This window comes from Xanthobacter autotrophicus (genome assembly GCF_030015065.1).
Classification (GTDB): domain Bacteria; phylum Pseudomonadota; class Alphaproteobacteria; order Rhizobiales; family Xanthobacteraceae; genus Xanthobacter; species Xanthobacter autotrophicus_D.
In genome coordinates this window covers 1-13,874 of record NZ_JAIVFN010000007.1, presented here as the reverse complement: position 1 = coordinate 13,874, position 13,874 = coordinate 1, and the positions used below count along the sequence as shown (strand labels likewise).

The following is a 13,874-nucleotide window of genomic DNA, read 5'->3' as shown; positions in this document are numbered from 1 at the left end:
CTGCGCGCGGCGGATGAAACCCGTGCGCCGAGGCCGGTTGCGCAGGGGCCCGGCAAAGCCGCCGCAGGGGCGCGTCAACCTTTGGGCTTGCCGGGCGGTGTCCCGCCTCCTATGTGCAGGCGGTGTCCCGTAGCCCTTCCTTCCCCGGCATGCCGGATCGGCAGCCCATCTTCAACGTGCCTGCGGCCATCTCGGCGCTGGCGCTCGGCATGGTGCTGATCCACGCGCTGCGGGTCCTGGTGCTGTCGGACGAGGCAGACCTTGAGGTCCTGACCTATTTCGCCTTCATCCCGGCCCGCTACTCCCTGCCGGACACCGTGTTCTACCTGCCCGGCGGCTTCGGGCCGAAGGTGTGGACCACGGTGAGCTACGCCGTCCTGCACGCCAACTGGATGCACCTGATCGTCAACCTGGTCTGGCTGCTGGCCTTCGGCACGCCGGTGGCGCGGCGCTTCGGCTCGGCCCGGTTCGTGGCCTTCTTCGCGGTGACGGCGGCGGGCGGCGCGCTGGCGCACTATGTCAGCTATCCGGACGAGCTGCTGCCGCTCATCGGCGCGTCGGCGTCGGTATCCGGCGCCATGGCGGCGGCGGTGCGCTTCGCCTTCGCCCCCGGCGCGGCCCTGTCGGGCCGGCGCGTCCTCTTCGCCGACCACCAGCCCGCCGGCTCGCTCCTGGACAGTCTCCGCGATCGCCGGGCGCTGGTGTTCGTGGGCGCCTTCTTCGCCCTCAACCTGCTGTTCGCCGTCGGGGTATCCCTGCCGGGGGCGGACGGCGCGCAGATCGCCTGGCAGGCCCATGTGGGCGGATTCGTCGCCGGCCTGCTGCTGTTCTCCCTGTTCGATCCCGTCCCCCGTCGCGCCAGCCGCGCCCCTTCGGGCTGAGCGCCCGGGGGAAGCCTTCTGCCGCCGGACGGCGGTTGCGTTGCACGGCGCTGACTGCGCGCTTGCGTCGCAGCGCGATGCGAGGGATCATCACGCATTCGGGCAATGAGCCAGAGAAGACCGGCCAATCGCGAAGCCGGTCCCTGGACTGTGAGAAGGGAGCAAACACCAATGACCGTGAGCGTCATCCTCAGCCGCAAGGGCAGCGACATCTGCACCATCGGGCCGGACGCGACCGTGGGCGATGCCGTGGCGCGCCTTGCCGGGCGCCGCATCGGCGCCATCGTGGTGGTTGACGACGCCATGAGCGTGGAAGGCATCATTTCGGAGCGGGACGTGGTGCGCCTCATCGGCGAGCAGGGCGTCGGCGTGCTCGCCGAGCCGCTGTCGAGCGTGATGACGCGCGCGGTGGTGACCTGTACCCCCGACGAGACCATTCCGGTGATCATGGAGCGCATGACGCGCGGCCGCTTCCGCCACGTGCCCGTGGTGTCGGGCGACAAGCTCGTGGGCATCATCTCCATCGGCGATGTGGTGAAGTTCCGCGTCGAGGAGATGGAGCGCGAGAGCGCGCAGCTGCGCGACTACATCATGTCGGCCTGAAACGGGTCCGGCCGGCACGAGCCGGCCGGACCGGATGCCGCGGGACGCGCCCGCGGCAGAAGCTGGATGAGGCCCCCTCAGGCGCCGGGCTGGCGCACCACGCGCAGATAGGGCTTTACGGTCTTCCAGCCGTCGGGGAACTTCTCCTTCGCCGCGTCGTCGGACAGGGACGGGACGATGATCACGTCGTCGCCATGCTTCCAGTCCACCGGGGTCGCCACCGAGTGCTTGGCGGTGAGCTGGAGGCTGTCCACCACCCGCAGGATCTCGGCAAAGTTGCGGCCGGTGGAGGCCGGATAGGTGAGGGACAGCTTCAGCTTCTTGTCCGGCCCGATGATGAACACCGACCGCACGGTGAGTGTGTCGTTCGCGTTGGGATGGATGAGGTCGTAGAGGTCGGAGACCTTCTTGTCCGCGTCGGCGATCAGCGGGAAGTTCAGGGTGGCGCCGGTGGCGTCCTTGATGTCGCCCACCCAGGCCGGGTGGTTCTCGATGGTGTCCACCGACAGGCCGATCACCTTCACGCCGCGCTTGTCGAACTCGCCCTTCAGGTGCGCCACCTGGCCAAGCTCGGTGGTGCAGACCGGGGTGAAGTTCTTGGGGTGGGAGAACAGGATGCCCCAGCTGTCGCCGAGCCACTCGTGAAACTTGATGGGGCCTTCGGTGGTCACGGCCTCGAAATCGGGAACCACGTCGCCAAGTCGCAGGGTCGCCATGTTCTGCTCCAATATCACATATAAAACGCGTTGATATTGAAATTATACCACATCGTCGATGCATTTAAAGGTGAATTACGCCCGATTGCGTGCGTGCGGGCGTATAAGCGGGCAACGGGGCGTGGGCCCGGGTCCGGACGAAACGGGGATGATGGGGCGTGGGTCCGCCGCCCCGATCTTCGCGCGCGGCGGTCGGGGGCCATGGGCAAGGCCGGCCTCGGCTCCCGCCCGGGAGCGCCCGCTCAGACCACGGCGCGGCGGGCCACCTGCGCGCCCACCTCGAACACCCGCTTGTAGCGCTCGATCTCGTCGGCGGGGCCCATGGCCTTGGTGGGATTGTCGGAGAGCTTCACCGCCTGGCGGCCATTGGCGGAGACCACCTTGCAGACGATGGAGATGGGATCGAGCGCGCCATTCGGGGCGAGGCCGCGGAAGTCGTTGGTCAGCAGCGTGCCCCAGCCGAAGCCGAGCCGCATGCGCCCGAGGAAGGTGCGATGGATGCGCGCCACCTCCTCGGCATCGAGGGCGTCGGAGAAGATGGCGAGCTTGTCCTGCGGGTCCTGTCCCCGCGCCTTCCACCAGGCGATGGCCTCCTCGCCGCCCGCCACCGGCTCCTTGCTGTCGATGCGGATTCCGGTCCAGTGCGCCACCCAGTCGGGGGCATGGGCGAGGAAGCCGCTGGTGCCGTAGGTGTCGGGCAGGATGACGCGCAGGTTGCCGTCATAATCCTCCTGCCAGTCGGCGAGCACCTGATAGGGCGCCCAGCGCAGCTCCTCCTCGTTGCGGGCCAGCGCCGCATAGACCATGGGCAGCTCGTGGGCATTGGTGCCGGTGGCCTCCACCTCGCGCCGCATGGCGATGAGGCAGTTGGAGGTGCCGAGGAAGCCCTCGCCGAGCCCCTCGATCAGCGCCTGCACGCACCAGTCCTGCCACAGGAAGCCATGGCGGCGGCGGGTGCCGAAATCGGCGATGTTGACGGGGGCGAGGGTCTTCAGGAACTGCACCTTCTCCCACACCCGTGCCATGGCACGGGCATAGAGGATCTGCAGCTCGAACTTGCCCATGCCCTTGAGCACGGCGCGCGAGCGCAGTTCGTTGATGATGGCAAGCGCCGGGATCTCCCACATGGTGGTCTCGACCCACGGCCCCTCGAAGGTCAGCTCATACTGCCCGTCGCGCTTCTCCAGGTGATAGGCGGGGAAGCGGAAGCCCTCCAGCCAGGCCACATAGTCCGGCGAGAACATCTGCCGCTTGCCGTAGAACATGTTGCCGCGCAGCCAGGTGCTCTCGCCCCGGGTGAGCTTCAAGGAACGCACATGGTCGAGCTGCTCGCGCAGGGCGCCCACGTCGATGATCTCGGCCAGCCGGATGTGGGTGGAGCGGTTATGGATGCCGAAGGTGACGCGTGTCGCCCGATGGCGGTTGAAGATCGTCTGCCCCATCAAGAGCTTGTAGAAGTCCGTGTCGAGCACGGAGCGCACGATGGGGTCGATCTTCCAGGTGTGGTTGTAGACGCGCGTCGCGATGTCGGTCATTGGCGTCGTCTTATCATTGGCGTCGTCTTGGGAGGCGGCGTCCGGTCGCGGACGGCTCCGGGGGGGCAGGCATCCTACCTATAGCATGCCGGCGCGCGATGCGATCCGTTCGCAGCAAATTCCGCTCAGCGGCAGCCCTTGCGCGCCTCCCACATCTTCACCTCGTCCACGTAGCGCTGCTGGGACGGGGTGAGCTGGCCGTAGGGCGGGAAGCAGCGCTCGCCGAAGGTGGCGATGGCGTCCGCCGTCTTGAAGCAGTAGCCGCGCTCCGCATAGACGGCATTGCGCTGATACCACAGCGCGCGGCACGATAATTCGCTCAGCGCCTGGGCCTGCGCAGCCGGCGTGAACGCCGGTACGGCGCCCGAAACGCCCAGCACCAGCGTGCCCCACACCAAGCCCCGAATGAGCGCCGGCTTGTTCATCCCCGCCTCCCGCCTTCCGTCCCGCTCGGCAGGCTAGCACCGCGACCGGACCGGGAGAATGACGGCGGTGCGCATGATTGTTTCTCTCATGGCATCAATGTCATTCCGTTTCTTCCCATAGAAGCGAAGACGGCCGGGGCGTATTCAGAATGCAAGTCAATAAGACCAACAGGAGGAAGAGCCATGGCCCGCATGCGTGCTGTCGATGCCGCCGTCCGTGTCCTTGAGAAGGAAGGCATCCGCTGCGCCTTCGGCGTGCCGGGCGCGGCCATCAACCCGCTCTATTCCGCCATGAAGGCGCGCGGCTCCATCCGCCACGTTCTGGCGCGCCACGTGGAGGGCGCCTCCCACATGGCCGAGGGCTATACCCGTGCGGTGGCCGGCAATATCGGCGTGTGCATCGGCACCTCCGGCCCCGCCGGCACCGACATGATCACCGGGCTCTATTCGGCCTCGGCGGATTCCATCCCGATCCTGTGCATCACCGGCCAGGCGCCCCGCGCCCGTCTGTACAAGGAAGACTTTCAGGCGGTGGACATCGAATCCATCGCCAAGCCGGTCACCAAGTGGGCGGTGACCGTGCGCGAGCCGGCCCTCGTCCCCATGGTGTTCCAGCAGGCGTTCCATGTCATGCGCTCGGGCCGTCCCGGCCCGGTGCTCATCGACCTGCCCATCGACGTGCAGCTCGCCGAGATCGAGTTTGACGAGGAGACCTATGCCAGCCTGCCGGTCTACAAGCCGGCGGCGACGCAGGCACAGATCGACAAGGCCATGGAGATGATCCTCGGCGCGCAGCGCCCGCTGATCGTCTCCGGCGGCGGCGTCATCAATGCGGATGCCTCCGACCTGCTGGTGGAATTCGCCGAGCTGACCGGCATCCCGGTCATCCCCACCCTCATGGGTTGGGGCACCATCCCCGACGACCATCCGTTGATGGCCGGCATGTGCGGCCTGCAGACCTCGCACCGCTACGGCAACGCCAACCTGCTCGCGTCCGACTTTGTGGTCGGCATCGGCAACCGCTGGGCCAACCGCCACACCGGATCGGTGGAGGTCTATACGGAGGGACGCAAGTTCATCCATGTGGACATCGAGCCGACCCAGATCGGCCGCGTGTTCGGGCCGGATTTCGGCATCGTCTCCGACGCCAAAGCGGCGCTGGAGCTGTTCGTGGCCGCGGCGAAGGCGCTGAAAGCTGCCGGCAAGCTGCCGGACTGGTCGGCGTGGGCCGGCGAATGCCTGGAGCGCAAGCAGACCATGCTGCGCAAGTCCCACTTCGACGTGGTGCCGCTGAAGCCCCAGCGGGTCTATGAGGAGATGAACGAGGCGCTGGGCCGCGACGTCACCTATGTGTCCACCATCGGCCTGTCGCAGATCGCCGGCGCGCAGTTCCTGCACGTCTACAATCCGCGCCACTGGATCAATTGCGGCCAGGCCGGCCCGCTCGGCTGGACCCTGCCGGCGGCCCTCGGCGTGCGCGCCGCGCGGCCCGATGCCAAGATCGTGGCGCTCTCGGGCGATTATGATTTCCAGTTCCTCGTGGAGGAGCTGGCGGTGGGCGCCCAGCACAAGCTGCCCTACCTGCACGTGGTGGTGAACAACTCCTATCTCGGCCTCATCCGGCAGGCGCAGCGCGGCTTCAACATGGACTTCGAGGTGAGCCTCGCCTTCGACAATATCAACTCGGAGGAGGCCGGTGCCTACGGCGTGGATCATGTGGCGGTGGCCGAGGGCCTCGGCTGCAAGGCCATCCGCGTGCGCACCCCCAACGAGTTCAAGGACGCCTTCGCCAACGCCCAGAAGCTCATGGACGAGCATCAGGTGCCGGTGGTGCTGGAATTCATCCTGGAGCGCGTCACCAACATCGCCATGGGGGTGGAGATCAACGCGGTCAACGAGTTCGAGGAAATCCTCGACGTGCCGCTGGATCAGGTCCGCGCCCTGGAGCCGGCGGAATAATCCCCGCAGGCTCCGCTCCCGGCATGTGCGGCATCCTCCGGTTCCTCCGGGGGGTGCCCTTTGCCGCCCTTCGCCCCTTTCCATAAGCCGTGGATGCCCCGGAAGGCCGGGGCATGGCGGCGTGACTAAAGCGTTTTCAAGCGAAGTGGATACCGGTTCGCGTGAAGAAAACGCGTTAACGCAAAACTCTAGAGCGATTTCCGTGAGCCAAGGCGAGCGGAAAAATGCTCTGGCCCAAGGCTCAGCCCGCGGAGAGACGCATGCCCAAGTTCGCCGCCAATCTCACCATGCTGTGGAACGAGATCGACTTCCTCGACCGCTTCGGAAAGGCGGCTCAAGCCGGCTTCACCGGGGTCGAATATCTCTTTCCCTATCCGTATGAAAAGGATGCGCTGGCGGAGAAGCTGGCCACCTACAAGCTCACCCAGGTGCTGCACAATCTGCCGGCCGGCGACTGGGCGGCGGGCGAGCGCGGCATCGCCTGCCTGCCGGGCCGCGAAGGCGAGTTCCAGGACAGCGTCGGCAAGGGGATCGACTATGCGAAGGCGCTGGGCACCAAGGCGCTGAACTGCCTCGTGGGCCTCACCCCGAAGGATGTGCCGGCGGAACAGGTCCATGAGACCCTGGTGAAGAACCTCAAGTTCGCCGCCGCCGAGCTGAAGACGGCGGGCATTCCCTTCGTGGTGGAGGCCATCAACACCCGCGACATCCCCGGCTTCCACCTGCATAACACCAGGCAGACCCTGGCGGTGCTGGACGAAGTGGGGGCGGACGACATCTTCTTCCAGTACGACATCTATCACATGCAGATCATGGAAGGGGATCTCACCCCCACCATCCGCGCCAACATCGCCCGCATCAAGCACATCCAGCTGGCCGACAATCCGGGCCGCGGCGAGCCGGGCACGGGGGAGATCAACTATCCGTTCCTGTTCAAGGCCATCGACGAGGCCGGCTACGACGGCTGGATCGGCTGCGAATACAAGCCGAAGACCACCACCGACGAGGGCATCGGCTGGTTCGCGCCCTACAAGGGCTAGGCACGACGCGGCCCCCTCTCCCGCTTGCGGGGGAGGGGGCGCCTTCCGGCCGCACGTGCGGCAGATGCAAATGAGAGCTCTTCAGGAGAAACGCACATGAACGTCGGATTCATCGGCCTCGGCATCATGGGGTCCCCCATGGCGGGTCACCTCATCGACGCCGGCCACACCCTGTTCGTCTATGACGTGTTCCGCATCCCCGCGGAGCTGACGGCGAAGGGCGCCACCGCCTGCGCCTCCTCCGCGGACGTGGCGAAGGCCGCCGACATCATCATCACCATGGTGCCGGACACTCCGCATGTGGAAGGGGCCCTGTTCGGCAAGGGCGGCGTCGCCGAGGGCCTGTCCGCGGGCAAGATCGTGGTGGACATGAGCTCCATCTCGCCGGTGGCCACCAAGGGCTTCGCGGAGAAGATCAACGCGCTCGGCTGCGACTATCTCGACGCCCCGGTCTCCGGCGGCGAGGTGGGCGCCAAGGCCGCCTCGCTGACCATCATGATCGGCGGGCCGGAGGGCGCGTTCGAGAAGGTGAAGCCCCTGTTCGAGAAGATGGGCAAGAACATCACCCTCGTGGGCGGCAACGGCGACGGCCAGACCACCAAGGTCGCGAACCAGATCATCGTCGCGCTGACCATCGAGGCGGTGGCCGAGGCCCTGCTGTTCGCCTCCAAGGCGGGCGCCGACCCGGCCAAGGTGCGCCAGGCGCTCATGGGCGGCTTCGCCTCGTCCAAGATCCTCGAGGTGCACGGCGAGCGCATGGTGAAGCGCACTTTCGATCCGGGCTTCCGCATCGAGCTGCACCAGAAGGACCTCAACCTCGCGCTCCAGAGCGCCCGCGCCCTCGGCGTCGCCCTGCCCAACACCGCCACCGCCCAGGAGCTGTTCAACACCTGCGCCGCCCATGGCGGCTCCAAGTGGGACCACTCCGCCATGGTGAAGGCGCTCGAGCTGATGGCCAACCACGACGTGGCGTGAGGCGCGCCGCGCCGTCGCCGATTTTCCCTCCCCCGCACGCGGGGGAGGGCAGGGCGCCTGCCATGACGGGCGGATGCGGGCAGGGGACCGCCAAACGCCGATCCGGGGCCGATCCGGGCGCGCGCCCTCCAGGACGGGATGCCGAGGCGCCGAGGCCCGGCGTTTCCCTCCGAGCGGACCGGGCGGCGGGGCCGTCCCCGGGTGAAACGGCCCGCCCGGCTATCCGTCAGCGCTGCTGCCGTTTATGCGACTTTATGCGTACACGAAGGGCGCGCATGATGCCCCTAAGAACGCTCGACTCAACAAGACGCACAATCAAGGCGTGAACAATCGCGGGAGCCGGAGGAAAGTCCCAATGCCCACAAAGCGCCAAGAACAGCCCGAGTCGCAGGGTGAGTTGCACGGTGAACCGCAGCGCCAGCCCCTGAAGCGCCAGCGCTCCACCAAGATCGTCGCCACCGTCGGCCCCGCCTCCAACAGCGAGGAGAAGCTGAAGGCGCTGTTCCTCGCGGGCGTGGACGTGTTCCGCCTCAATTTCAGCCATGGCACCCAGGCCGATCACGGCGTGGTGCTGGACCGCATCCGCCGGCTGGAGAAGGAGATGAACCGGCCCATCGGCGTCATCGCCGACATGCAGGGGCCGAAGCTGCGCATCGGCCGCTTCAAGGACGGCGCCATCGCCATCAAGGCCGGCGACATCCTGCATTTCGACGCCGACGTGGACCGGCTCGGCGACGAGACCCGCGTGCCGATCCCGCACCCGGACATCCTCGCCGCCCTCACGGTCGGCTCCACCGTGCTGTGCGACGACGGCAAGGTGCGCCTCAAGGTGGTGAAGAAGGGCGAGGGCTTCCTGGAGGCCCAGGTGGTGGCGGGCGTGAAGCTCTCCAACAACAAGGGCTTCAACATCCCAGACGTGGTGCTGCCGCTGTCGCCGCTCACCGAGAAGGACCGCCTCGACCTGGAATTCGCCTGCGAGGCGGGGGTGGAGTGGATCGCCCTCTCCTTCGTGCAGCGGCCGGAGGACATCCACGAGGCGCGCGCCCTCATCAAGGACCGCGCGGCGGTGATGCTGAAGATGGAGAAGCCGTCGGCGGTGGAGCACCTCACCGAGCTGGTGGAACTGTCCGATTCCATCATGGTGGCCCGCGGCGACCTCGGCGTCGAAATCTCGCTGGCCGAGGTGCCGGCGCTGCAGAAGCGGATGATCGCCGAGGCGCGCAAATATGGCCGCCCGGTCATCGTCGCCACCCAGATGCTGGAATCCATGATCACCGCCCCGGTGCCCACCCGCGCCGAGGTGTCGGACGTGGCCACCGCGGTCTATGAGGGCGCCGACTGCGTGATGCTCTCGGCGGAGACGGCGGCGGGCCAGTTCCCGGTGGAGGCCGTCACCTTCATGGACGACATCATCCGCCACGTGGAATGCGATCCCGGCTACCGGCAGGTGCTGGATGCCACCCAGGCGGAATGGGGCAAGACCATCGGCGACGCGGTGACCAAGGCCACCTACCAGGCCGCCATCGCGGTGGACGCCTCGGCGCTGGTGGCCTTCACCCTGTCGGGCACCACGGGCCTGCGGGCGGCGCGCGAGCGCCCGGCCATCCCGATCCTTGGCCTTACCCCGAAGATGGAGACCGCGCGGCGCCTCGCCCTCTCCTATGCGGTGCACGCCGTGCACATGAAGGAGGACATCCATTCCTTCGGCGACATGGTGGATACGGCGGTGCGCACGGCGGTGGAGCATGGCCTGGGCAAGCCGGGGGACCGGCTGGCCATCACCGCCGGCGTGCCCTTCGCCAGGCCCGGCACCACCAACATCATGCGCATCACCACCATCGGCGCTGACAGCCCGCCCTCCCGCCATGACGTGGACACGCCAGCGGTCCGCTCGCCCAAGGCGCACCCGTCCAAAGCTCATGAGGCCAAAGCTCATGAGGCCAAGTCTCATGAGGCCAAGTCTCATGAGGCCAAAGCCAAGGACGCAAAAACCCAGGGCGGCAAGGTGCACGCTTAACGCGGTTCTGGTGCGGCCGGGCAACCTCCGGCCGCACCCCCACCCGGCCTCCGCTGTCCCCTGCCGCTGCCTTCTGACGCAGGCAAGGTGCCGAAATCGTTTTCTTTCGTCGGGCGGTGCCATGGAACCGCCCTCGCTCTGGACGGGCCCCCGTAAAATGGGGTTAAGCTGCCGGCTATGGGGTCAAGCAGCTGATGCCTGTCGAAATCGAGCGCAAATTCCTCGTCAAATCGAACCGCTGGCGCGCCGGCGCGCGGGCCTGCGCCATCCGGCAGGGCTATCTGTCCCTCGGCGACGGAGCCACGGTGCGCATACGCATCGCCGGCGCAGAAGCCTTCATCACCGTGAAGGGCAAGACCCAGGGCCTCAGCCGCGCCGAGTTCGAATATCCCATTCCCCTCCAAGATGCCGAGGTCATGCTCGAGACCCTGTGCTCGCGTCCCCTCATCGAGAAGACGCGCTATTTTCTGGAGCATGCCGGCAAGCTCTGGACCGTCGACGTGTTCGAGGGCGAGAATGACGGGCTGGTCATGGCCGAGGTGGAACTCGCCCGCGCGGACGAGCGGGTCGCGCTGCCCGATTGGGTGGGCGAGGAAGTCACCGACGATCCCCGCTACCGCAACTCCTCCCTCGTCAGCGCGCCGCTGGGCGGCCTCGCCCTCGTCGAGGGGGAACTGGGCAACGGCCTCTGAAGGGCGTCATGCCAATGGGCGATGCGCCTGACGCGTCAGCGGTCGGTTCTGGACCCGCGGGGCGCCTGAGCGGAGCCCTCCCGGCACCGGTCAAAGACAAAAGGCCGTTTTGGTATCACGCGCCCTTCAGCGCGGCTTCCACCGCCAGCATGTCCCGCCAGGCGAGGCGCTTGCCCAGCGGCGTGCGCAGCAGATAGGCGGGATGGAAGGTGGCGATGGCGCGAATGGTGCGGGTGCCGGTCTCATAGTCCATGAACCGCCCGCGCAGCTTGGTGATGCCCTCTGTGGTGGCGAGCAGCGCCTGCGCCGACGGGCCGCCGAGGCACACCAGAATGTCCGGGTCCGCCAATTCGATCTGGCGCTTGATGAAGGGCAGGCACACCGCCGTTTCCTGGGGCGTCGGCGTGCGGTTGCCCGGCGGGCGCCAGGGGATGACGTTGGCGATGTAGGCGCTGGTGCGGTCGAGGCCGATGGCCGCCATCATCAGGTCCAGCAGCCGGCCCGAGCGGCCGACGAAGGGCAGGCCCTGCTGGTCCTCGTCGCGGCCCGGCGCCTCGCCCACGAACATCACCTTCGCCTGCGGATTGCCGTCGGCGAACACCAGTCGGCTCGCGGTGCGCTTCAGGGCGCAGCCGTCGAAACCGTCGAGGATGGCGCGCAGGGCGTCCAGGCTTTCGGCGTTCCGCGCCGCCTCCCGCGCCGACATCACCGCCTCGTCCGGCGGCTGGGTGACCAGCGCCGAGGCGCCCGAAGCGGACGCAGCGTTGGAACGGGGCGGCGCCGTGGGGGTGGGGCGTGCGGCGGCAGCCTGCGGACGCCCGACGATGCCATGGGGCGAAGGCGTGTCGGGAACCTGAACCGCCGGTGGGCGCCGGGCCCGGGTCTGCTCCGCCGCGCTTTCGGCGAAACGATTCACCGGCGCCTCGCCCACGGCCACGTCCACGCCCGCCTCCTGATAGAAAGCGAGGATATCGGCGAGGTCGTCACGGGGCGTCAGAGTCATAATTCCATTCTAGTGCGCGCACCGAGCAGATTGCATCAATTTGCTCGGTGCGCTGCCCTCCGGCCGCAGCAAGGAGAACGCCTTGGCCGGCCGGCTTGCCGGGCGGGGCCGGGCGTCGCTTGCCGCCTCCCGTGCCACGTCCCGCTTGCCGGGCCGGATCACCATTTGCTCGTATAAGGCAATGGATTGTCGTATGCGGCATTGAGCCGATTGTCATTGCGCTGCAACCGTGGAAAAAGTCCAAGCAAGGAACGAGAGACAGGGGAGCTTGAGGCATGAGCGAGGCGGAACTGCCTGAACGCGAAGGCATGGATTATGACGTGGTGGTGGTCGGCGCCGGGCCTGCCGGGCTTGCCACCGCCATTCGCCTGAAGCAGCAGGCGGCCGAGCGCGGCAGCGAGATCTCGGTGGTGGTGGTGGAGAAAGGCTCGGAGGTGGGCGCCCACATCCTCTCCGGCGCCGTCATTGATCCGGTTGGTCTCGATGCGCTCGTCCCCGGCTGGCGGGAGGAGGCGGACGCCCCGCTCTCGGTCCAGGTGTCGGATGATCATTTCTATCTGCTCGGCCCCGCCGGCGGCATCCGCCTGCCCAATTTCGCCATGCCGCCGCTGATGAACAATCACGGCAATTTCGTCGGCTCGCTCGGCAATGTCTGCCGCTTCCTCGCCGCCAAGGCCGAGGCGCTGGGGGTCGAGATCTATCCCGGCTTTGCCGCCGACGAGATCCTCTATGACGAGAAGGGCGCCGTGGCAGGCATCGCCACCGGCGACATGGGCGTCGACAAGAACGGCGAGATGAAGGCCGAGTTCACCCGCGGCATGGAACTGCGGGGCCGCTACACCGTGTTCGCCGAGGGTGCGCGCGGCCACCTCACCAAGCAGCTCATCGCGAAATACGGCCTCGATGCCGGCCGCGACGTCCCGAAATTCGGCATCGGCCTCAAGGAATTGTGGAAGGTGAAGCCGGAGAAGCACAGGCCCGGTTTGGTGCAGCACGGCTTCGGCTGGCCGCTCGACGGCAAGACCGGCGGCGGCGCCTTCCTCTACCACATGGAGGACGAGCAGGTGATGGTGGGCTTCGTGGTCCACCTCAACTACCAGAACCCTTGGCTCTCTCCCTTCGACGAGTTCCAGCGCTTCAAGACTCATCCCTTCTTCCGCGACACCTTCGAGGGCGGCAAGCGCATCGCCTACGGCGCCCGCGCCCTCTCGGAAGGCGGGTACCAGAGCGTGCCCAAGCTCTCTTTCCCCGGCGGCGTGCTGGTGGGCTGCGCGGCGGGCTTCGTGAACGTGCCGCGCATCAAGGGCAGCCACAATGCGGTGCTCTCCGGCATCCTCGCCGCCGATCACCTCGCCGGCGCGCTCGCCGAGGATCGCGGCCATGATGAGCTTGCGAGCTACGAGGCGGCGTGGCGCTCGTCCGCCATCGGCGCGGACCTGAAGAAGGTGCGCAATGTGAAGCCGCTGTGGTCGAAGCTCGGCACCTTCGTCGGCATCCCGCTCGGCGCGCTGGACATGTGGACCAACACGCTGGGCTTCTCCCTGTTCGGCACCCTGAAGCACGGCAAGACCGACGCCGCCTCGCTGAAGCCGGCCAAGGACTGCAAGAAGATCGCCTATCCCCGGCCGGATGGCGTGCTCACCTTCGACAAGCTGTCCTCGGTGTTCCTCTCCAACACCAACCACGAGGAGAACCAGCAGGTGCATCTGGTGGTGAAGGACATGGCCCTGCAGAAGGCGTCCGAGCACGACATCTATGCCGGCCCGTCCAACCGCTACTGCCCGGCCGGCGTCTATGAGTGGATCGAGGAGGGGGCGGACGCGCCGCGCTTCCAGATCAACGCGCAGAACTGCGTGCACTGCAAGACCTGCGACATCAAGGATCCGAACCAGAACATCACCTGGACCGCGCCGGAAGGCGGCGGTGGGCCGAACTTGTCTCATAAACACAGCTGACGCTGCCGAAGACTTAATAGGGGTAGAGATCGGTGAGCGGCGGATCATTAAAAAAAACAAAAGGAAGATCGAG

The 13,874-nt window shown here is 67.2% G+C and carries 12 protein-coding genes; 8 read left to right on the top strand and 4 right to left on the bottom strand.

The genetic code is table 11. From position 1 onward, the window contains the following. The first annotated feature begins 149 nt into the window (after nt 1–149). Complete coding sequence (locus K9U40_RS03160; protein ID WP_282888810.1) at nt 150–881, top strand: rhomboid family intramembrane serine protease; 732 nt, start codon at nt 150–152, stop codon at nt 879–881. 171 nt (nt 882–1,052) lie between these two features. Further along, nucleotides 1,053–1,484, top strand: a complete 432-nt coding sequence (locus tag K9U40_RS03155) for a CBS domain-containing protein (RefSeq protein ID WP_282888762.1) — start codon at nt 1,053–1,055, stop codon at nt 1,482–1,484. Nucleotides 1,485–1,561: 77 nt separating this feature from the next. On the opposite strand, the gene K9U40_RS03150 is transcribed toward K9U40_RS03155, so the two are convergent. From K9U40_RS03150 to K9U40_RS03140, 3 genes are all read right to left on the bottom strand, one after another. Next, nucleotides 1,562–2,200 carry a peroxiredoxin gene (locus K9U40_RS03150; RefSeq protein ID WP_282888761.1) on the bottom strand — a complete coding sequence of 213 codons (639 nt, stop codon included), beginning with the start codon at nt 2,198–2,200 and terminating at the stop codon, nt 1,562–1,564. A 242-nt stretch (nt 2,201–2,442) separates the two neighbouring features. Then, nucleotides 2,443–3,735, bottom strand: a complete 1,293-nt coding sequence (pncB, locus tag K9U40_RS03145; protein WP_282888760.1) for a nicotinate phosphoribosyltransferase — start codon at nt 3,733–3,735, stop codon at nt 2,443–2,445. A 125-nt stretch (nt 3,736–3,860) separates the two neighbouring features. Then, a complete protein-coding gene (locus tag K9U40_RS03140; RefSeq protein WP_282888759.1) occupies nt 3,861–4,160 on the bottom strand; it encodes a YARHG domain-containing protein in 300 nt (99 codons plus the stop codon). A 183-nt stretch (nt 4,161–4,343) separates the two neighbouring features. On the opposite strand from K9U40_RS03140, the gene gcl reads away from it, so the two are divergent. From gcl to K9U40_RS03115, 5 genes are all read left to right on the top strand, one after another. Further along, a complete protein-coding gene (gcl, locus tag K9U40_RS03135; RefSeq protein ID WP_282888758.1) occupies nt 4,344–6,119 on the top strand; it encodes a glyoxylate carboligase in 1,776 nt (591 codons plus the stop codon). A gap of 260 nt (nt 6,120–6,379) precedes the next feature. After that, on the top strand, nt 6,380–7,159 hold the full coding sequence (gene hyi / locus K9U40_RS03130; RefSeq protein WP_282888757.1) for a hydroxypyruvate isomerase: 780 nt from the start codon (nt 6,380–6,382) through the stop codon (nt 7,157–7,159). 96 nt (nt 7,160–7,255) lie between these two features. Continuing rightward, nucleotides 7,256–8,134 (top strand): 2-hydroxy-3-oxopropionate reductase, encoded by an 879-nt coding sequence (gene glxR, locus K9U40_RS03125; protein ID WP_282888756.1) that lies wholly within the window; start codon nt 7,256–7,258, stop codon nt 8,132–8,134. 424 nt (nt 8,135–8,558) lie between these two features. After that, on the top strand, nt 8,559–10,151 hold the full coding sequence (pyk, locus tag K9U40_RS03120) for a pyruvate kinase (RefSeq protein ID WP_282888809.1): 1,593 nt from the start codon (nt 8,559–8,561) through the stop codon (nt 10,149–10,151). 194 nt (nt 10,152–10,345) lie between these two features. Further along, on the top strand, nt 10,346–10,843 hold the full coding sequence (locus K9U40_RS03115; protein WP_282888755.1) for a CYTH domain-containing protein: 498 nt from the start codon (nt 10,346–10,348) through the stop codon (nt 10,841–10,843). Between the two features lie 115 nt (nt 10,844–10,958). Here K9U40_RS03115 and K9U40_RS03110 read toward each other — a convergent pair whose 3' ends face one another. Next, the gene (locus tag K9U40_RS03110; protein WP_282888754.1) at nt 10,959–11,846 is read right to left on the bottom strand and encodes a uracil-DNA glycosylase; all 888 of its coding nucleotides are present in this window, start codon (nt 11,844–11,846) and stop codon (nt 10,959–10,961) included. 275 nt (nt 11,847–12,121) lie between these two features. Between K9U40_RS03110 and K9U40_RS03105 the strand changes: the two genes are divergently transcribed. Continuing rightward, complete coding sequence (locus K9U40_RS03105; RefSeq protein WP_282888753.1) at nt 12,122–13,801, top strand: electron transfer flavoprotein-ubiquinone oxidoreductase; 1,680 nt, start codon at nt 12,122–12,124, stop codon at nt 13,799–13,801. Nucleotides 13,802–13,874: the final 73 nt, after the last annotated feature.